This window comes from Pseudomonas sp. Pseu.R1 (assembly GCF_045764065.1).
Taxonomy (GTDB): domain Bacteria; phylum Pseudomonadota; class Gammaproteobacteria; order Pseudomonadales; family Pseudomonadaceae; genus Aquipseudomonas.
The window spans coordinates 108,324-127,531 of record NZ_JBJGEE020000001.1 but is presented as its reverse complement, the minus strand read 5'-3'; the positions used below and the strand labels follow the sequence as shown (position 1 = coordinate 127,531).

Genomic DNA, 19,208 nt, shown 5'->3' with positions numbered 1-19,208 from the left:
ATGAAGCGTTATGAAAAGTTTGCCGACGACATTGCCGAGCTGATTCGCTCCGGCGTACTGGCTGCCGGTCAGCGCGTGCCTTCCGTGCGCTATGCCAGCCAGACCCACGGCATCAGCCCCTCCACTGTATTCCAGGCGTATTACCTGCTGGAGCGCCGTGGGCTGATCCGAGCCAGACCTCGCTCTGGGTACTTCGTCAACGACAGCCTGATCAACGAAACCTTTGCCGCCCAGCGTTTCGACGTGCCTGCGGTACTGGACAGCCTGACAGAGCCGCAGGTCAGTGAATCCACTGAGGTGGATGTCAGCGAACTGGTGTTTTCGGTGCTCGAATCGATCAAGGACCCGAATACGGTGCCCTTCGGCTCAGCGTTTCCCAGTGCAGGATTATTCCCGCTGCAACGCCTGGCCCGCTCGCTGGCCAGCGCCACCCGTGACATGGACCCGAGCATGGTAGTCAGCGACCTCTCGCCGGGCAATCCGGTGCTGCGTCGGCAGATTGCCTTGCGCTACATGGTAGCCGGGCAAATGCTGCCCATGGAGGAGTTGTTGATCACCAACGGCGCACTGGAAGCGCTGAATTTGTGCTTGCAAGCCGTCACCGAACCGGGCGATCTGGTGGCCATCGAGGCCCCTGCGTTCTACGCCTGCCTTCAAGTGCTTGAGCGCCTGAAACTCAAGGCCGTAGAAATCCCCGTGCATCCGCACACCGGCATTGACCTGGCGGTGCTGGAGCAGACGCTGGAACGCTACCCGATCAAGGCCTGCTGGAGCATGACCAGCTTTCAGAACCCCACGGGGGCCAGCGTCCCCGAAGCACGCAAACGGGAACTGGTGGAACTGCTGCGCAAGCATGAGGTGCCGCTGATTGAGGACGACGTCTACGCTGAGCTGTATTACGGCCAACACGCGCCGAAACCGGCGAAAGCATTCGACACCGAAGGGCTGGTGTTGCATTGCGGGTCGTTTGCCAAGAGCCTCGCGCCTGGTTATCGAGTGGGGTGGGTTGCGGCCGGGCGTTATGCACAGAAGGTCGAACGTCTGAAACTGATGACCTCGTTGTGTGCCTCGATGCCAGCGCAGGCGGCCATCGCCGATTACCTGCAACACGGTGGTTATGATCGGCATTTGCGCAAGTTGCGCATCAGCCTGGAGGATCAGTTGCGCGCCATGCTCGGCGCCGTCGCACGTTACTTTCCGCCGCAGACCCGGGTCAGTCAGCCTTCGGGCGGTTATTTCCTGTGGTTGGAGCTGCCAGAACAGATTGATTCGCTGAAAGTGTTTCAGGTGGCGCTGGCCCAGGGCATCAGCATCGCCCCCGGCCCGATCTTCTCGCCGACCCGGCGTTTCAAGCACTGCATCCGTCTGAATTACGGCAGCCCGTGGAGTGACACATCAGAGCGGGCGATGGAGACGTTGGGCAAGATCATTCGATCAATGCTGTAACCGCCTCAGTCCCGCGCCGCGTTGCTTTTGATCTTGATCTTCGTACGCGATGGCTCAGCCACCGCCGAACGCGACTTGCGTGCAGGCTGAGCGCAAGTCGCGTTCGGCGGCGTCTGGACTGTTGCGTTAAAAGATCAAGATCAGACGCGGTGCTTCAGCGTCCGCCCCCCAGATCGACGAACGTCCCGGTCGAATATGAGGCCTTGTCCGACAGTAGCCACAGGATTGCTTCGGCCACTTCGTCCGCCAGCCCGCCACGCCCCATGGGGATGGTCGGCTCAAGCTTGGTCACGCGCTGCGGGTCACCGCTCAAGGCATGGAAATCCGTGAAGATGTAACCCGGTCGCACCGCATTGACCCGCACGCCCTCGCCCGCGACTTCCTTGGCCAGCCCCAAGGTGAAGGTGTCCAGCGCACCTTTGGACGCCGCATAATCGACGTATTCGCCCGGCGAACCCAACCGCGCGGCCACCGAAGACACGTTGACGATACTCCCGCCGTGCCCACCATGACGAGGCAGCATACGCAGCAGCGCATGCTTGGTGCACAACATAGGACCGACCACGTTGCTCATCATGATCTTGAGCATGCGGAATTCCGACATGTGCTCGACTCGGGATTTTTCGCCAATGGTGGCGGCGTTGTTGACGAGGGCATCAATACGCCCCAGTTCGGCATCCACCCGGGAAAACAGATGAATGATTTCGTCTTCGTTGCTTACGTCCGCCTGAACGGCGATGGCATGCCCTCCCGCTTCGCGAATCTGGGCACAGACCCGTTCAGCGGCACCGTGATCGGAAAGGTAGTTGATGCAAACGCGATAACCTTGTGACGCCGCCAGAACTGCCGTGGCCGCCCCAATACCTCTGGAGCCACCCGTAATAAGGAGGTTTTTATCCATGGGATGTCCGAATCAATGCTCAATCTTTTTCGAGCTCGTCCGTGCATCGGCTGCGCTGGCCGACACGCGGGACGAACCCCTGTTATGCAAAGCGTGAAACGTCAACGTGTGTGTGCGGATACGCGTTTGTGCGCCGCGCTAATATCCGCCATGAAGCGGTCGGCTGGCAATGGATGTCCGAGCAGATAACCTTGCAGCGAGTGGCATCCCAACTGGGTGAGGAAGCTTTGCTGGCTGGAGGTTTCGACCCCTTCTGCGACGATGCGCAGGTTCAGCGCCTGGCCCAGTGCCACGATGGCAGAAACAATCGCCGCATCATCGCTGTCCCGCTCCAGGTCGCGGACGAACCCGCGGTCGATCTTCAGCTCATTGGCCGGCAGGCGTTTGAGGTACATCAGGCTGGAATAGCCTGTACCGAAGTCATCGATGGACAGGTCCACTCCCATGTCCGACAGCTGTTGCAGCACCTTCATGCTCGCATCAGCGTCGCTCATGGCGGTGGATTCGGTGATTTCCAGGGTCAGGCAATTGGGGGGCAGGCCATGCGCCGAGAGCGACCGGCCCACCACTTTCACCAATCCCGCATGACAGAACTGCAAGGCCGACAGGTTCACCGCGATACGCCAGTGCGTGTAACCGGCGTCGTACCAGACCCGCATTTGCCGACAAGCTTCGTTGAGCACCCATTCGCCGATGTTGATGATCAGGCCGGTTTTTTCGGCCAGGCCGATGAACTTGTCCGGCATCAGCAGACCGTGGTCCGGGTGATTCCAGCGCACCAACGCCTCGGCGCCAATCGGCTCGCCCGAACCGGCCGCGAACTTGGGCTGGTAATGCAGACAGAACTGCCCGTCACGCAGGCCGATGCGCAAGTCTTGCAGCAGTTGCAGTTGATTGCGGGCGTTGGTGTTCATCGAGGCGTCGAAGAAGCTGTAGCCGTTCTTGCCCGCACTTTTGGCGTGGTACATCGCCGCGTCGGCGTTCATCAGCAACTCTTGTTGAGTGCGGCCATTGCCGGGATACAGGCTGATGCCGATGCTGACCGTCACGTGCAGGTCGTGGCCCTGCACGTTGAACGGCTTGTTGACCAGCGACACCTGCCGCGAGGCGACCGTGGTGGCGTCATCGATTTCTTCCAGTTCCACCAACAACACGAATTCGTCGCCACCAATGCGCGCCAGGGTGTCGTGGCGATGGAAGTTTTCACGCATGCGCGACGCCACTTCCCGCAGCAACAGGTCGCCCACATGGTGGCCAAATGCGTCGTTGACCGGTTTGAAACCATCCAGGTCCATGAACATCAGCGCAAACAGGCCGCCTTGTGAGTCGACTTTGCGCATCGCCTGCTCGATCCGGTCCGCCAGCAGAATGCGGTTTGGCAAGCCGGTCAGCGTGTCGTGCAACGCCAACTGGGTCAGTTCACGGTTGGCTTCGCTCAGGGATTTGGCCAACTGCGCGGTGCGTGCCTCCAGTCGGGCATCCAGCACCGACGTCAGCAGCGTGATACTGAGCACGGCCAGGCTGGTGATCAGCACCAGTTTGTCGAGGCCATCGGTACGCAGACCGGTCACGGCACCGCCGCAGAAGCTGCCTTCCGGGAAGTTCGCCGCCGCCATGCCGGTGTAGTGCATCCCGACAATCGCAAAGCCCATGACCACGGCAGCACCGCCGCGCAGAAGCCGAATGTAAGGGCTTTCCTTGCGCAACTTGAGGGCGATGCCCAGCGCGGCGCCCGATGCAGTGACGGCAATCAGCAACGAGGCGCCAAACAGGGTCGGATCGTAATCAATGCCCGGCTGCATGCGCAGCGCGGCCATGCCGGTGTAGTGCATGGTGCTGATGCCGACGCCCATGGCCAGTGCGCCGAACAGAATATGCAATGGCGGAACGTGATGATGGCTGACCAGCCACAGCGCAAAGCCGGACGAAAGAACGGCGACCAGCAGGGAGAGTAACGTGAGGGTCAGCTCAAAGCCCAGGTCGATCGGCAGCTTGAACGCCAGCATGCCGATGAAGTGCATGGACCAGATCCCGATGCCCATGGACAGAGCGCCGCCACAGATCCACATGACCCTCGCCCTGCCCTTGGCGGTGGAAATCCGCCCGGCGAGATCCAGCGCCGTGTAGGACGCCAAAATGGCCACGAGAATGGAAACCAGGACCAGCGACAACGTGTAGTGTCCAATCAACATGGGGCGCGACTCACGACTCAACGACCAAGGCTTTGCAGCCCAATGAATTCGGGGGCGATTCTACCGAAATCGGCAGAAATGTCGCGTCGCTCCGTCGAAATAATGGCACCGCGCCATTTTGTCCATGCTTACCGTCTGGATATCTCCGGATCCTGCGACAGACCGCTCTGAGCGTTCCACCCACCGCCCAGTGCCGCGATCAATTGAACGCTGGCAATCAGTCTGCTTTGCAACAGCGTCAGCACGCTACGTTCATTACTCAACGCTGTGGTTTGCACGTTCACTACATCAAGATAGCCAATCAATCCGGCCTTGTACTGATTAGTTGTCAAACGCAGCGAATTGCGCGCGGCTTGCAGGGCCTCCTCACGCACACTCGCTTCCTGTTCATAGACGCGCAGTTGCGCCATGTAATCTTCAACTTCCTTGAAGCCGTCGAGCACCGTCTGGCGGTATTGGGCGACCGTCTGGTCGTAAACCGCTTCGGTACGGTCGACTTCAGCACTGCGTCGACCGCCGTCGAACAGGGTCATGGCCATTTGCGGCCCGACCGACCAGAAACGGTTCGGCAGCGTCAGCCAGTTGCTGTACGTACTGCTGCTGTAGCCGCCATTCATGCTCAGGGTGAAATCGGGGTAATACGCGGCCTTGGCCACACCGATGTTGGCGTTGGCCGCCATCACCGAACGTTCAGCCGCCGCGATGTCCGGACGACGCTCCAGCAGTTGCGACGGCAATTGAGCAGGAATCTGTGGCAAGACGGGCACGGTGGTGGTCGGCGCAAGGCTGAAATCAGCCGGGGCCTGGCCCATCAGCACGGCAATCGCGTTTTCGTACTGCGCCCGCTGCCAGGCCAGGTCAATGAGGTCGGCCTGGGTGCTCTTGAGCTGGGTTTGCGCCTGCGCCACGGCGTCCTGCCCGGAAATACCGGCGCGATACTGGTTCTGCGTCAGCTTGAGCGAACGCTCGTAGGCCTCGACGGTGGCCTCCAGCAAACGCTTCTGTTCGTCGATCACGCGCAATTGCAGGTAGTTTTGCACCAGTTGCGATTGCAGGCTCAGGCGCATCGAGGCCAGGTCCGCGAGGCTGGCCTGAGCGCTGGCCTTGTCGGCTTCCAGGCCCCGGCGCAACTTGCCCCACACGTCGGCTTCCCAGCTGACACCCAATTGCGCGTTGTAGGTATTGCGAATGCCGCTGCTGGAACTGCTCAGGCTCGAATTGCTGCTGCCGGTGCCCTGGCTTGAACGGTTCTTGCTGGTGGTCAGGTCCAGCGTCGGAAAGAACGAGGCCCGCGCGCTTTTTACCAGCGCATCGGCCTGTCGGTACTGCGCCTCGTACTGGGCGACGGTCTGGTTGGAACGGTTGAGCGTTTCCACCAGACCATTGAGCTGCGTATCCCCGTAGATTTCCCACCACGCACCTCGGGCGATGGCGTCGCTTGGGTTGGCTTGGGTCCAGCCTTCGGCCTGTTTGAACTGCGCCGGGGTGGTCACGTCGGGCTTTTTGTAGTCGGGACCGACCGCACAAGCGCTGAGCAGCAGCGCGCACAAGGCAACGCCGAACGTCCGTCGAAACGGCTGATTCCGCTGTAAGGCGCGTCGGTTCAAGGTGTCGGTCATAGCGGCGTTTCCAGAGCGGCATCCGTCTGCACACCGCGCCAGGCGTTGAAGCGGTGGCGCAGACGGTCGAGGTAAAGGTAAACCACGGGGGTGGTGTAGAGCGTGAGAATCTGGCTGAGCACCAGGCCACCGATGATGGTCAGGCCCAATGGGCGGCGCATTTCCGCCCCCTCGGCACTGCTCAGCAGCAATGGCACAGCACCGAGGATCGCCGCCAGCGTGGTCATCAAAATCGGGCGCAGGCGTTGCAGACAGGCATTGCGGATCGACTCCAGCGGCGTCATGCCGCTGCTGCGCTCCAGTTGCAGCGCCAGATCGATCATCAGAATGGCGTTCTTTTTCACCACGCCGATCAGCAGGAACAGGCCCAACAGCGAAATCAGGCTGAACTGGCCGCCCGTGAGGTAAATGCTCAACAGCGCGCCGACACCGGCCGAGGGCAGCGTGGAGAGAATCGTCAGCGGGTGAATGTAGCTTTCGTACAGGATGCCAAGCACCAGATACACCGCCACCAACGCGCCGAGGATCATCCACGGCTGGCTTTTCTGGGTCGCGGCAAAAGCGTCGGCGGTCCCGGCCATCTTGGCGATCACGTCTTCCGGCAAGCCCACTGCGGCGACGGCGCGCTCGATGGCTACCGTGGCCTGATCCAGATCCACGCCTTCGGCGAGGTCGAACGAGATGTTCTCGGACGCAAACTGGCCGTCGTGGCTGACCCGATCGTCTTCCAGACTGCGCTCGTAGTGGGCGATGGTCGACAGCGGCACCCGCGCGCCCTGCGCGGTGATGACCTGCACTTGTTCCAGCGTGACCGGGTCGAGGGCGTATTTCGGGTTGACCTCCATGACCACCTGATACTGGTTCAGCGGGTCATAGATGGTAGACACCTGGCGCTGGCTGTAAGCGTTGTTGAGCACCGTGGTGACCATGTTCATGTCGATGCCCAGACGTTTGGCGGCATCGCGGTCGACGATCAGCGTCACTTGCTGAGTACCGCCGCCGTCCCGAGCGTCGATGGCGGTCAATTCCTTGAGCGACTTGAGCGCCGCGACCACTTTTGGGTACCACTCGCGCAGGCTTTCCAGATCACCGCTTTGCAGAATGTACTGATACTGCGAGGTGGTCTGCTCACGCCCACCGCCCAGTTGCAGATCCTGATCGGGTTGCAGGAACAGGCGCCCGCCCGGCACGGGCGGCATTTCCTTGCGCAGACGCTCGACGACCTGTTCGGCGCCGATCTTGCGCTCGGAAATGGGCTTTAACCGCACGATGATGAACGCGTTCCCGGTGCCGCCGTTACCACCGATGAACCCGGCGACACTTTCTACGGCGGGGTCCTTCAGGATGGCATTGCGGAACACGTCCATCTTCGGCTGCATCACCGAGAACGACAGCCCATCGTCGCCCCGCACAAAGCCCATCAACTGGCCGGTGTCCTGTTGTGGCAGGAAGGTTTTGGGCACCACGACATACAGCGCGATGTTGACCCCAACGGTGACCAACAGCGACAGCAGGGTGAGACGGCGATGGCGCAGCACCCAGCCCAGGCTGCGATCATAGGCGGCGACCATACGGTCGTTGACCCGCTGACTCCAGCGTTGCAGGCGGTTTTCAGATCCGGGGACATGGGGTTTCAGCCAGCGCGCGCAAAGCATCGGCGTCAGGGTCAGCGACACGATCAGCGAAACCACGATCGACACCGACAGTGTGATCGAGAACTCACGGAACAGGCTTTCGACCAAACCGCCCATGAACAGGATCGACAGGAACACCGCCACCAGCGAGACGTTCATCGACAACAGGGTGAACCCGACTTCTTTGGCACCGAGGTAGGCGGCCTGCATCGGCGGCACACCTTCGTCGATATGGCGGGAAATGTTCTCCAGTACCACGATGGCGTCGTCCACCACCAGTCCGGTGGCCAGAATCAACGCCATCAACGAGAGGTTGTTCAGCGAGAAACCGTACAGGTACATGATCGCGAACGTGCCCACCAGCGACACCGGTACCGCCAGCGTCGGGATCAACGAAGCGCGGAAATTGCCAAGGAACAGGAACACCACGATGATCACCAGCACCACGGCAATCAGCAAGGTCATCTCCGCCTCATGCAACGTGGCCTTGATCACCGGCGAGCGGTCCATGGCCAGGTCCAGTTTGACACTGGCGGGCAACACCGCCTGCAACGCCGGTAACTGGGCTTTGATCGCAGCCACCGTTTCGATGATGTTGGCCCCGGCCTGACGGTTGATCACCAGCAATACCGCCGCCTTGTCGTTGAAAAATCCGCTGTTGTAGCGGTCTTCGACCGAATCCTTGACCTTGGCCACGTCCTTGAGGCGCAGGGCGGCGCCATTGGCGTAATGAATGATCAGCGGCTCGTAATCCATGGCTTTCTCCAACTGGTCATTGGCCTGCACCTGCCAGTTGTGTTCGTCCGTTTCGACGAAGCCCTTGGGGCGCCGGACGTTGGAGCCGGAAATCGTCGTGCGCACGTCATCCAGTGACACGCCGTACTGATCCAGCAGTTTGGGTTCCAGTTCGACCCGCACCGCTGGCAGTGAACTGCCGCCGATCTGCACCTCGCCGACGCCTTTCACCTGCGAAAGGCTCTGGGACAGGATGGTCGAGGCCATGTCGTACAGTTGGCCCTTTTCCAGCACATCCGAGGTCAACGACAGCACCATGATCGGCGCCTGCGACGGATTGACCTTCTTATAGGTGGGCATGCTGCGCATACCGCTGGGCAGCAGGTTGCGCGAGGCATTGATCGCCGCCTGCACTTCCCGCGCCGCGCCGTTGATGTCCCGATCCAGATCGAATTGCAGAATCACCCGTGTGCTGCCCTGACTCGACCGGCTGCTCATGGTGTTGACCCCGGCAATGGTGCCCAGGGAACGCTCCAGCGGCGTGGCCACGCTCGACGCCATGATTTCCGGGCTTGCCCCCGGCAGAGACGCACTGACCACGATCACCGGGAAATCCATGTTCGGCAGCGGCGCCACCGGCAACAGGCCGAAGCTCATGCCGCCCAGCAGCATGATCGCCAGGCTAAGCAGCATGGTCGCTACTGGCCTGCGGATGAAGGGGGCCGAGAGGTTCATGCGTCGGCCTGTTCCAGCGATGCGGGTTTGGAGGACCAGCGACGCCCGAGACGATCAAAGTACAGGTAGATGACCGGCGTGGTGAACAGCGTCAGCACCTGACTGACCAGCAGCCCACCCACCATCACCAGCCCCAGTGGCTGACGCAGTTCAGCGCCGGAACCGGTGGCGAACATCAGCGGGATGGCACCGAACAACGCCGCCAGCGTGGTCATCAGGATTGGCCGGAAGCGCAGCAAGGCCGCCTCGTAAATCGCCTTTTGCGGATCAACGCCCCGGTTGCGTTCGGCGTCGAGGGCGAAGTCGATCATCATGATCGCGTTCTTCTTGACGATGCCGATCAATAGAATGATGCCGATGATAGCGATCATGCCCAGGTCGTTGCCGCTCAGAATCAACGCCAGCAACGCACCGATGGCCGCCGATGGCAACGTCGAAAGGATGGTGATCGGGTGGATGTAACTTTCGTACAACACGCCGAGCACGATGTACATGGTCACCACTGCCGCCAAAATCAGCAGCAGCGTGCTGGACAACGACGCCTGAAAGGCTTCGGCGGCGCCCTGGAACTGGGTCTGCACGCCGATCGGCATGCCGATGTCCTTCTGCACCTGTTCGATGACCTGCACCGCCTGGCCCAAGGCCACGCCCGGCGCGAGGTTGAACGACATCATCACCGCCGGAAACTGGCCCATGTGGGCAATCGCCAGTTGCGCCTGACGCTGCTCGACTTTCGCCAGACTGGACAGTTTCACCTGCCCGCCGTCGGTGGTCTTGACGTGAATCTGCTCCAGCGCCTTCGGCCCCAGATCATTGCTGGCGGCGGCCTGTAGCACCACACGGTACTGGCTGGCTTGCGTATAGATAGTGGAAATCTGCCGCTGACCGAAGGCGTCGTACAGCGCGTCGGTGATCGCTGACACGTTCACCCCCAGACGGCTGGCCGCGTCGCGGTCGATATTCAGATAGACCTGCAACCCTTTGTCCTGAAGATCGCTGGCCACATCGGTCAATTCCGGGCGTTCGGCCAGCGCATCCACCAGCTTGCCGCTCCATTCGGCCAGCAAGTCGGCATCCGGCGAGGACATGCTGAACTGATACTGCGTGCGGCTGACGCGGTCTTCGATGGTCAGGTCTTGCACCGGCTGCATGAACAGGCGGATTTCTGACAACTGATCGACCTGCGGTTGCAGACGCTGAATCACTTGCGTGGCCGTGACATCCCGCTGGCCGTGGGGCTTGAGGTTGATCAACATTCGCCCGCTGTTGAGGGTGGCGTTGTCGCCATCGACGCCGATGTAGGACGACAGGCTCTCGACGGCCGGGTCTTGCAATACGATGTTCGCCAATGCCTGTTGACGCTCGCTCATGGCCGCGAAGGACACCGATTGCGGCGCCTCGGAAATGCCCTGAATCACGCCGGTGTCCTGCACCGGGAAGAAGCCTTTCGGCACCGCCAGGTACAACAGCACCGTGATGCCCAACGTGGCAATGGCGATCAGCAGGGTCAGCGGCTGGTGTTTCAACACCCACTGCAACTGACGCCCATAACCGGCGATCAGCCAGTCGATCCAGGCGCCGCTGGCGCGGTAGAACCGGCCCTGCTCCACTTCTTTGGGCTCGCGCTTGAGCAGGCGCGCGCACATCATCGGCGTCAGGGTCAGGGACACCACCAACGAAATCAGGATCGCCACGGCCAGCGTAATGGCGAATTCACGGAACAGTCGCCCGACCACGTCGGCCATGAACAGCAGTGGAATCAGTACCGCAATCAGGGAAATGGTCAGCGACACCAGCGTGAAGCCGATCTGCTTCGCCCCCTTGAGCGCCGCCTGCAGCGGTGACTCACCCTCCTCCAGATGCCGGGAAATGTTTTCCAGCATGACGATGGCGTCGTCGACCACGAACCCCGTGGCAATGGTCATCGCCATCAACGTCAGGTTGTTCACCGAGAACCCGGCCAGGTACATCACACCGAAGGTGCCCACCAGCGACAGCGGCACGGCGACCGATGGAATGATCGTCGCGCTCAGGCGGCGCAGGAACAGGAAGGTGACCAGCACCACCAGCACGATGGCGATCAGCAGTTCGTGTTGTACGTCTCGCACCGAGGCGCGGATGGTCTGGGTGCGGTCGGTCAACACCACCACGTCCAGCCCGGCAGGCAGGTTGTTGGTGATGCTGGGCAGCATCGCTTTGATCCGGTCCACCACCTCGATGACGTTGGCGCCCGGTTGGCGCTGAATGTTCAGCAAGACCGCCTGATTCTGGTTGGCCCACGCGGCCAGGCGCTCGTTTTCAGCGCCGTCGATGATCTGCGCCACGTCCTTGAGGCGCAACGGGCCGCCGTTGTTGTAAGCCAGAATCAGGTTGGCGTATTCCTCCGGGGACTTGAGCTGATCGTTGGCATCGAGCATCGATACCCGGGTCGGGCCGTCGAAGTTACCCTTCGGCGTGTTGACGTTGGAGGCGCTGACCAGCGTGCGTACGTCTGCCAGGTTCAACCCGTTGGCCGCCAGCGCTTCGGGGTTGACCTTGATGCGCACCGCCTGACGCTGCCCGCCCGCAATACTGACCATGCCCACGCCACTGATTTGCGCGATCTTCTGCGCCATGCGCGTGTCGACCAAGTCGTTGAGCTTGGGCAACATCATGGTTTTCGAGGTGATCGCCAGCGTCAGCACCGGGGTGTCGGCCGGATTGACCTTGTTGTAGGTCGGCGGTGCAGGCAGGTCGTTGGGCAGCAGATTGGTGGCGCCGTTGATCGCCGCCTGCACTTCCTGCTCGGCGACGTCCATGTTGATGTCGAGGCTGAAGCGCAGGGTGATCACCGAGGCACCGCCTGAACTGGTCGAGGCCATTTGTGTCAGCCCCGGCATCTGCCCGAACTGACGTTCAAGCGGCGCAGTCACCGCACTGGTCATCACTTGCGGGCTGGCGCCGGGGTACAGCGTCATGACGCGAATGGTCGGGTAATCCACCTGCGGCAGTGCGGACACCGGCAATACCGTGTAGGCAATCAGACCGGCCAGCACGATGGCCAGCATGCTCAGCGTGGTGGCAACCGGCCGCAGGATGAACAGGCGTGAAAGGTTCATACGTTGCCTTTCTGCACAGGCTCAGCGTCTGCAGACTCACTGGATTCTTTCGACGGCTTGCCCTGCAACTTCTGGCCCGGCGTAACGGGAACCTCCTTGCTGTCGTTGACCACTTCGACTTCACTGCCGTCCTTCAGGCGGTCAGTGCCTTCCAGCACCACGCGATCGCCCGCTGCAAGCCCCTCGGTGATCACGGTCGAGTTCTCGTCGCTCGGGCCGGTCTTGAGCTGACGGATGCGCACTTTCCTGTCGCCGTCCATCACATAGACGAACGTGCCGTTGACCCCGAACTGCACCGCAGCCGACGGCACCAGCACGACCCCTTTCAGGGTGTTGGCCAACAGCCGTGCATTGACGAACTGATTCGGAAACAACGCTTCGTTTTCATTCTCGAAGCGTGCCTTGAATTTCAGGGTGCCGGTGGTGAGGTCGATCTGGTTGTCGATGCTCGCCAGCACGCCTTTGGCTTGCAGCTTCGCATCGCCCCGGTCCCAGGCTTCCACCAACAGCGTGTCGCCGTTGCGGTAGTGGCTGAGCACGTCGGCAAGGTCTTTTTCCGGCAGGGTGAAATTGACCGTGATCGGTCTGGTCTGGGTGATCACCGCCAGTGCAGTCGTGTCGTTGGCCGCGACGAGGTTGCCGACGTCCAGTTGGCGCAGGCCGATGCGCCCGGAAATCGGCGCGCGAATTTGGGTGAATTCAAGGTTGAGTTTTGCGTCGCCCACGGCTGCCTGATTGGTCTTGATCGTGCCCAGGTACTGGCCGACCTGAGACTCTGCGGTGTCGAGGGTCTGTTTGGCGATGCTGTCTTCTTTATAGAGGTCCCGATAGCGCTGCACGTCGATTTGGGCGTTCTTCAGCAGCGCCTGATTCTGCATCAGTGTGCCTTCAGCCTGTTGCAACGCGATCTGGTAGCTGCGCGGATCGATCACCGCCAGCAGATCACCGGCCTTGACCTGTTGGCCTTCCTGGAAGTTGATCTTCACCAGTTCGCCCGCGACGCGGCTGCGCACGTTGATGGTGTTCATCGCCGTGACGGTGCCCAGTGCCTTGTAGAAGATCGGGAAATCGCCCGTGGTCGCAGGCGCCACGCGCACCGGAACCGGGCCGGTCGAACCGCCGAAGCCCGGACGCGACGCTCCGCCCATGCGCCCCGGCGTACCGCTGCGGTTGCCGCCTTTGTGCGGCTGCTCGGCTTTTTGTGCCGTGGCGTCGGTTTTTGCCGACGAACCCGGCCAGAAATGCCAGCAAACGCCTGCGACGATCAAGAGAACCAACAGGCTGAACAGCCAGCGACGGGAGTTACGAGGACCAGACGATTGCATGAATAAGTCAACCAGTGTGTGGGGGCATCTTCGGGAGGCTGAACAATAAGCACTGTTGACAACCAAGCAAAGAACCTTTACCGGCAATTTACGCATTGAGCGATGCGGTAACGTGCTGAAGTGCAAATAAAAAACGGCCTGATCAGGTCAGGCCGCTATATGTTGCGAAGTATTGCCACGACAGATCGGGCAACACGCAACCGGACAACTTACTTGAGAACAGCCAGTGCCGCGTCGTAGTTCGGCTCTTGGCCAATCTCCGGCACCAGCTCACTATGCAGAACGGTGTTGTTTTCATCCAGTACCACGACAGCGCGGGTGGTCAGCCCGACCATCGGGCCGTCCGCAATAGCCACACCGTAGTTTTCCATGAAGTCTGCGCCCCGCATGGTGGACAGGTTCTTCACGTTTTCCAGGCCTTCGGCGCCACAGAAACGCGCCTGCGCGAACGGCAAGTCAGCGGAGATGCACAACACCACGGCGTTGTTCAACTCGTTGGCCTGGGCGTTGAATTTGCGCACGGAGGTGGCGCAGGTCGGGGTATCGACGCTCGGGAAGATGTTCAACACTTTGCGTTTGCCGGCAAAGGTTTCCAGGGTCACGTCGGCCAGGTCGCTACCGACCAGCTTGAAAGCAGGCGCCTTGCTGCCGACTGTTGGCAGTTCGCCGCTGATCTGTACCGGAGAGCCTCTACGAGTCACTTGAGCCATGAGCTGAGTCCTTATTCTGGAGGTTGCAGGGTTCGGTTTACGACAAGACCGGAAGTTAACCACGAATCCTCGCGGCGACCTACCGGTAGACGCGATTTTGTTGTTCAGGGTCCACCTTCTGACGACGGTTTGTCCAGCAGACTGGGGCGCGCGCACCGGGGCCCTGAAAAGCCCGGACGACTTCGCCGCCGATGACTACCGTCGCAGCAGCCCGCGCTTTCAGGGCGAAAACTTCACCAAGAACCTGTTGCTGGTGGGAAAAAGTGCAGCAACTGGCGGCGGACCAAGGTGTGACTGCAGTCGCGGGCGGGCGGTACACGGACGCGGGAATGAAACTGGTTAATGGCTGATTTCGCGCTACCCCGGCTGCGCCCCGTGGGCCGAATCAGACCTCGGTAACTTCCAGTTCCGCCAGATACGCCCACGGGTAAATCCCGCGCTGGTGTCCGTCGCTGAACACCAGTTGCACGCCATACCCCTGTGAATGGACCGCCAGCACTCTCAGGGACGCCGCTACATGCGGCGTCATCCCACGCAAACGAAATGCCCGGCACTGCGAGCACGGGCACTGCTGGCGCAACAGGACGTGGCTGATCCGTTGTTCACGGCCATCCTGCCAGCGCACGCGCAGGGTTTGCCGCTCCCTAGCGTTGCCGATGGAGACAGGCGCGGCAATCATGGCAACTGCGCCAGTGCAATGCGCACGGCCTTGCGCACTTCCGGGTCGCCGTCGTGCTCCAGTTGAAGCAAGGCCGGCCGGGCACGGCTGTCACCCAACTCGCCCAGTGCCAGGGCAGCCTCCTTGCGCACGTTGCTGATGCGGTGGGTCAGGGTCTCGACCAAGGGCCACAGGGCATCGGAATGACGCAAGCGCCCCAGGCTGCGGGTCGCGCGCAACCGAACCTGCCAGTATTCGTCGTTCAAGGCCTCGATCAGCGCCGCCCCCGCTTCTGGCTGACCAATCTTGCCCAGCGTCGTGGCGGCTTCCTCGCGCACTTGCCAGACCTCATCCTGCAACGCCTGACGCAACGCGGGCAGAACGTCGGCATTGTGGGTCAGGCCCAGCGCGCCAGTGGCGGCGCGACGCACCTCGCTGTCGGGGTCCTGGCTGGCCAGCGCAGCCAGGGCTTGCAGCGCTTCAGTTCGCTTCAGCCAGCCCAGCACGCCCACCGCTTCACGGCGTACGCTTGCGTCTTCATCCTTCAACGCCAGCAATGCAGCGGGTGCGGCCTGCTCCAGACGCAACTCACGCAAGGCACGGAATGCTGCGATGCGCACACTGGCGTCGGCATGCGTCGTCCACGGCAGCACCACCCTGCCCGCCTCGGCGGTCTTCAGCAGACTCAGGCTCTGCGCCGCCGCTTCACGCACAAGCGCTTGAGGGTCGATCAGCGCCTGACACAGCGCCTCGACCACCTCGACCTCTTCCCAAGCCTCCAGCAATGTCGCGGCCTGAGCGCGTACCTCGGATGCCGGGTCATTGGCCAGCCGATCGGTCAACCAGCCCAGGCCTTCAGGATCTTCCAGATCCGCCAGCTCGATCAGCGCAATGCGCCGAACCCCCGCGTCCGGGTTTTCGAGCCTGCTTCTGAGCGCCAGAATCTCCGCAAGCTCGATGTCATCAAAATAGGTGTTCAGGTCAGTCATAAGGCCAGTCGCAGTCCGGGGTGATCGTTGGGTAAGCCGAGAGGGTCCAGACGCGGCAACTGCCGCCCGTCCTCGTGGTGCAGCAGTTCAAGGCAATGCCGTTTCAGGCGTGAAAACTCCGGGCGCGTCACCAGTTCGCTGCTGCGCGGGCGCGGAAAGTTCAGGCTCAGGTCTTCGATGAAACGCCCGGGCCGCGGACTCATCACCAGAATCCGGTCGGCGAGAAACAGCGCTTCGTCGATGTCATGGGTGACGAACACCACTGTGGTGCGAATGCGCGTCCAGATGTCCAGCAGCAGCGCCTGCATGTGCATGCGGGTCAACGCGTCCAGCGCGCCGAACGGTTCGTCCATCAACAGCAGGCGTGGGCGATTGATCAGCACCCGCGCGATTTCGACCCGTTGCTGCATGCCGCCGGACAGTTGATTCGGCCAATGCCCGGCGAAACCTTCCAGGCCCACCAGCGCGAGCATTTCGTCAGCGGCCGCCAGGCGTTCGGCCTTGCCGACACCGCTCATTTTCAAACCAAAGGCGACGTTCTCGCGCACCGTGCGCCAAGGGAACAGGGTGTGTTGCTGAAACACCATGCCCCGCTCGGGAGAAGGCCCGTGCACGTCTGCGCCATCGACGCTCAGGCGGCCTGCAATCGGTTGCAAATGCCCGGCAAGGGCGCCGAGCAACGTCGACTTGCCACAGCCTGAGGGGCCAAGAATGCACACGAACTGCCCCGACTCAATCGTGCAGTCCAGCGCCTGCACGGCCTGGAAGGCGCTCTGCCCTTCGCCCAGGGCAATGGACACACCTCGGATGTCGACATGCCCCGCCTGTTTTGTTGCGACGTTCATCAGGCTTTTCCTCGTGGTCGATGCCAAGGGGTGAACAGCCGCCCCAGACGTTTGATCAATCCACTGCTGCCCATGCCCAGCAGGCCGATCAGCAGCATACCGACGACGATGTCGGCGTAGTTCTGGATGGTGTAGGACTCCCAGGTGTAATAACCGATGCCGAACTGCCCGGAAATCATCTCCGCCGTGACCAGGCAGAACCATGACGTGCCCATGCCAATGGCCAGCCCGGTGATGATCCCGGGCGCTGCGCCCGGCAACACCACTTCCAGCAGAATGGCCCGACGCCCCGCCCCCAGACTTTTGGCCGAGGCAATCAATCGCCGGTCCACGCCCTCCACCCCATGCACGGTGTTGAGCAGGATCGGAAATAGCGCGCCCGTGAACGTGATGAACACCATGGACAGTTCGGACGACGGGAACATCAGAATGGCCAGCGGAATCCACGCCACAGCGGGGATCGGTCGCAGCACCTCAAGGGGCGGCAACAACCAGTCCTCGGCCCGACGCGATCGACCGATGATCACGCCCAGCGCCACGCCGATCACCACTGCGGCCATATAACCGGCGAACACTCGACCCAGGCTGGCCGACAGGTGCTGCATGAGCCGACCGGAGTCCACCAGCCCCGCTGCCGCTGCGATGACGGCACCGGGCGTCGGCACGTTGGCAAACGTCACCAACCCCAGATTCCAGTGGTTGCTGGCTGCCAGTTGCCAGAACAGCAGGCAGAGCAACACCGATGTCAAACGTGGAATCCAGCGCATCGAGATCATCAGCGGCTGGCCACAGCGGACTGGGCGCTGGCGTCAGTGAAATCCAGCACTTTGCCGCCTTGTGCCTGAGCGTATTGCTGAGCCTGACCTTTGAGCAGGAAGGCACTCAACCGCCCTTTGCTGTCGCTGGCAAACCACGCCTGACTGGCCAGCAGCTTGATGCCGCTGTCTTCAGCCTGAGCGTAAACCGCGCGCACCGCCTTACCCTCCTTGTTCAGCGCTTGCAAGGCCGTGAACGCAGACTCAGCGGAGGCGTAATTCCGCACTTTTGGCTCGCCTTTGACCCAGATCTGCGCGACATGTCGGTCGTCCGTGATCGGTTTGCCAGTCAGTGCGTCATTGGCCTTGAGCGGCGTCTGGGCGTAATTCGCCAGCTGCGCGTTGTAATCCAGACCGGAGGCCTTGTAGGCCGCGCGGATGTACTGGTCATCGACAAAGGTGTTGAGGTCCAGCCCGCGATCGGCCTTCTTCAGCAACTTGAGGGTGTCGATGGCGGTGCCCACAGCCTGCCGGTATTCCGGCTTCCAAGTCTGATCCCGAGTCTGCAGGCCCAGCGGGCCGTGGAACAGGTAGTTCACTTCGGCTTCGATACCGGTGACTTTTTCGATCAGCTCGCTGTACTTCTCAGGTTCGGCGGCCAGCAACTGGTTGGCTTCGATGCCTGCGCGCAGGTAGGCGACGACGATTTCCGGGTACTTCTTCGCGTAGCTTTCGTCGACCAGCGCGCCATGGAAGGTGGGTGCGCCGGATTGCGAGCCGTCGTAAATCTTGCGCGCGAAACCCCGATTCGGAAACAGCTCGCCGAACGGCACGAAGTCGGCGTGGGCGTCGACCTTGTTGGCTTGCAGCGCGGAGCCTGCGACTTCGGGCGCCTGAGCAATGATGTTGACGTCTTTCAGCGGGTCCCAGCCCTGCGCTGCAACGGCCCGCAACAGCATGCCGTGGGCGGTTGAAGCGAACGGCACGGAAATGGTCTTGCCTTTAAGGTCGGCCAGCGACTGTGCGCTGGACGATGTGGGCACGACAATGCCGTTGCCGCTGCCCTGAATGCTGCCCGACAGCACGCTGATGAACAGGCTGTGCTTGCCCGCCGCTTCGAACGCGACGCCATTGAACGCCCCCGGAAAATCGGCCATGGCGCCGAAATCCAGTTTCCCGGCAACCATTTCATTGGTCAGTGGCGCACCGCTGGTGAAGTTCCTCCACTCGACCTGATACTGCGCGTCCTTGTATTTGCCTTCGTGAGGCAGGTATTTGTCGAGCAGCCCCAACTCGCGAATCAGCAGTCCGCCGGCCGCGCAGTTGATGGTGGTGTCCTGAGTGCCAATGGCAATGCGGATGGTTTCGGCCTGAACCGACAGGGTGAGCGAAGCCAGTACGAAACCGGCCAGTGTGGCGCGCAATAGCATGGATGTATCCCCTCGAATCATTAATAGAAGTCGTCTCCGCCGCGAGACGGCGCGGTGGGAAACGAGGGGTTCTGGGTGCATCAGCGTCCGCGGTGGGCGGATGGCTCTTGGCTGTTTTTACAGAGCCCTGCCAAAA

13 protein-coding genes and 1 pseudogene are annotated in these 19,208 nt (G+C 61.6%); 2 read left to right on the top strand and 12 right to left on the bottom strand.

The annotated features are described in order from the left end of the window. Window positions 1–1,446 (top strand): GntR family transcriptional regulator MpaR, encoded by a 1,446-nt coding sequence (gene mapR, locus ACI5GA_RS00515; protein WP_404637929.1) that lies wholly within the window; start codon window positions 1–3, stop codon window positions 1,444–1,446. A 154-nt stretch (window positions 1,447–1,600) separates the two neighbouring features. Here the strand turns inward: mapR and ACI5GA_RS00510 are convergent, their stop codons facing one another. The 7 genes from ACI5GA_RS00510 to tpx all read right to left on the bottom strand — a co-directional run bounded on the left by ACI5GA_RS00510 (window position 1,601) and on the right by tpx (window position 14,395). Next, entirely contained in the window at window positions 1,601–2,347 is a 747-nt protein-coding gene (locus tag ACI5GA_RS00510) for an SDR family oxidoreductase (RefSeq protein ID WP_404637927.1), read from the bottom strand. A gap of 101 nt (window positions 2,348–2,448) precedes the next feature. Then, window positions 2,449–4,539 carry a putative bifunctional diguanylate cyclase/phosphodiesterase gene (locus tag ACI5GA_RS00505; RefSeq protein ID WP_421421095.1) on the bottom strand — a complete coding sequence of 697 codons (2,091 nt, stop codon included), beginning with the start codon at window positions 4,537–4,539 and terminating at the stop codon, window positions 2,449–2,451. A gap of 128 nt (window positions 4,540–4,667) precedes the next feature. Continuing rightward, the gene (locus ACI5GA_RS00500; protein WP_421421093.1) at window positions 4,668–6,158 is read right to left on the bottom strand and encodes an efflux transporter outer membrane subunit; all 1,491 of its coding nucleotides are present in this window, start codon (window positions 6,156–6,158) and stop codon (window positions 4,668–4,670) included. Then, complete coding sequence (locus tag ACI5GA_RS00495; RefSeq protein WP_421421091.1) at window positions 6,155–9,262, bottom strand: efflux RND transporter permease subunit; 3,108 nt, start codon at window positions 9,260–9,262, stop codon at window positions 6,155–6,157. Before ACI5GA_RS00495 ends, ACI5GA_RS00500 begins: the two co-directional genes overlap by 4 nt. Further along, window positions 9,259–12,360, bottom strand: a complete 3,102-nt coding sequence (locus ACI5GA_RS00490) for an MdtB/MuxB family multidrug efflux RND transporter permease subunit (RefSeq protein ID WP_421421089.1) — start codon at window positions 12,358–12,360, stop codon at window positions 9,259–9,261. Before ACI5GA_RS00490 ends, ACI5GA_RS00495 begins: the two co-directional genes overlap by 4 nt. Continuing rightward, complete coding sequence (locus ACI5GA_RS00485; protein WP_421421087.1) at window positions 12,357–13,685, bottom strand: MdtA/MuxA family multidrug efflux RND transporter periplasmic adaptor subunit; 1,329 nt, start codon at window positions 13,683–13,685, stop codon at window positions 12,357–12,359. The genes ACI5GA_RS00490 and ACI5GA_RS00485 overlap by 4 nt, the downstream gene beginning before the upstream one ends. A 209-nt stretch (window positions 13,686–13,894) precedes the next feature. After that, window positions 13,895–14,395 carry a thiol peroxidase gene (tpx, locus tag ACI5GA_RS00480; protein WP_404637915.1) on the bottom strand — a complete coding sequence of 167 codons (501 nt, stop codon included), beginning with the start codon at window positions 14,393–14,395 and terminating at the stop codon, window positions 13,895–13,897. A 145-nt stretch (window positions 14,396–14,540) separates the two neighbouring features. On the opposite strand from tpx, the pseudogene ACI5GA_RS00475 reads away from it, so the two are divergent. After that, window positions 14,541–14,694, top strand: a pseudogene (locus ACI5GA_RS00475) (aldo/keto reductase); the annotation flags it as partial. 86 nt (window positions 14,695–14,780) lie between these two features. On the opposite strand, the gene ACI5GA_RS00470 reads toward ACI5GA_RS00475, so the two are convergent. From ACI5GA_RS00470 to ACI5GA_RS00450, 5 genes are read right to left on the bottom strand one after another with little or no spacing between them, the layout of a single operon-like run. Continuing rightward, window positions 14,781–15,074 carry a DUF971 domain-containing protein gene (locus ACI5GA_RS00470; protein WP_404637913.1) on the bottom strand — a complete coding sequence of 98 codons (294 nt, stop codon included), beginning with the start codon at window positions 15,072–15,074 and terminating at the stop codon, window positions 14,781–14,783. Continuing rightward, window positions 15,071–16,042 carry a HEAT repeat domain-containing protein gene (locus ACI5GA_RS00465; protein ID WP_421421086.1) on the bottom strand — a complete coding sequence of 324 codons (972 nt, stop codon included), beginning with the start codon at window positions 16,040–16,042 and terminating at the stop codon, window positions 15,071–15,073. Before ACI5GA_RS00465 ends, ACI5GA_RS00470 begins: the two co-directional genes overlap by 4 nt. Next, window positions 16,039–16,887 (bottom strand): ABC transporter ATP-binding protein, encoded by an 849-nt coding sequence (locus ACI5GA_RS00460; RefSeq protein ID WP_421421085.1) that lies wholly within the window; start codon window positions 16,885–16,887, stop codon window positions 16,039–16,041. Before ACI5GA_RS00460 ends, ACI5GA_RS00465 begins: the two co-directional genes overlap by 4 nt. Beyond that, on the bottom strand, window positions 16,887–17,663 hold the full coding sequence (locus ACI5GA_RS00455; RefSeq protein ID WP_421421083.1) for an ABC transporter permease: 777 nt from the start codon (window positions 17,661–17,663) through the stop codon (window positions 16,887–16,889). Before ACI5GA_RS00455 ends, ACI5GA_RS00460 begins: the two co-directional genes overlap by 1 nt. Then, window positions 17,663–19,072 (bottom strand): ABC transporter substrate-binding protein, encoded by a 1,410-nt coding sequence (locus ACI5GA_RS00450; protein ID WP_421421081.1) that lies wholly within the window; start codon window positions 19,070–19,072, stop codon window positions 17,663–17,665. The genes ACI5GA_RS00455 and ACI5GA_RS00450 overlap by 1 nt, the downstream gene beginning before the upstream one ends. Window positions 19,073–19,208 lie beyond the last annotated feature (136 nt).

Coding starts and splice junctions, on each gene's coding strand:
- ACI5GA_RS00505 (WP_421421095.1), bottom strand. CDS start 4,539: ATGTTGATTGGACACTACACGTTGTCGCTGGTCCTGGTTTCCATTCTC.
- ACI5GA_RS00460 (WP_421421085.1), bottom strand. CDS start 16,887: ATGAACGTCGCAACAAAACAGGCGGGGCATGTCGACATCCGAGGTGTG.
- ACI5GA_RS00490 (WP_421421089.1), bottom strand. CDS start 12,360: ATGAACCTTTCACGCCTGTTCATCCTGCGGCCGGTTGCCACCACGCTG.
- tpx (WP_404637915.1), bottom strand. CDS start 14,395: ATGGCTCAAGTGACTCGTAGAGGCTCTCCGGTACAGATCAGCGGCGAA.
- ACI5GA_RS00500 (WP_421421093.1), bottom strand. CDS start 6,158: ATGACCGACACCTTGAACCGACGCGCCTTACAGCGGAATCAGCCGTTT.
- ACI5GA_RS00510 (WP_404637927.1), bottom strand. CDS start 2,347: ATGGATAAAAACCTCCTTATTACGGGTGGCTCCAGAGGTATTGGGGCG.
- ACI5GA_RS00465 (WP_421421086.1), bottom strand. CDS start 16,042: ATGACTGACCTGAACACCTATTTTGATGACATCGAGCTTGCGGAGATT.
- mapR (WP_404637929.1), top strand. CDS start 1: ATGAAGCGTTATGAAAAGTTTGCCGACGACATTGCCGAGCTGATTCGC.
- ACI5GA_RS00495 (WP_421421091.1), bottom strand. CDS start 9,262: ATGAACCTCTCGGCCCCCTTCATCCGCAGGCCAGTAGCGACCATGCTG.
- ACI5GA_RS00470 (WP_404637913.1), bottom strand. CDS start 15,074: ATGATTGCCGCGCCTGTCTCCATCGGCAACGCTAGGGAGCGGCAAACC.
- ACI5GA_RS00450 (WP_421421081.1), bottom strand. CDS start 19,072: ATGCTATTGCGCGCCACACTGGCCGGTTTCGTACTGGCTTCGCTCACC.
- ACI5GA_RS00485 (WP_421421087.1), bottom strand. CDS start 13,685: ATGCAATCGTCTGGTCCTCGTAACTCCCGTCGCTGGCTGTTCAGCCTG.
- ACI5GA_RS00455 (WP_421421083.1), bottom strand. CDS start 17,663: ATGATCTCGATGCGCTGGATTCCACGTTTGACATCGGTGTTGCTCTGC.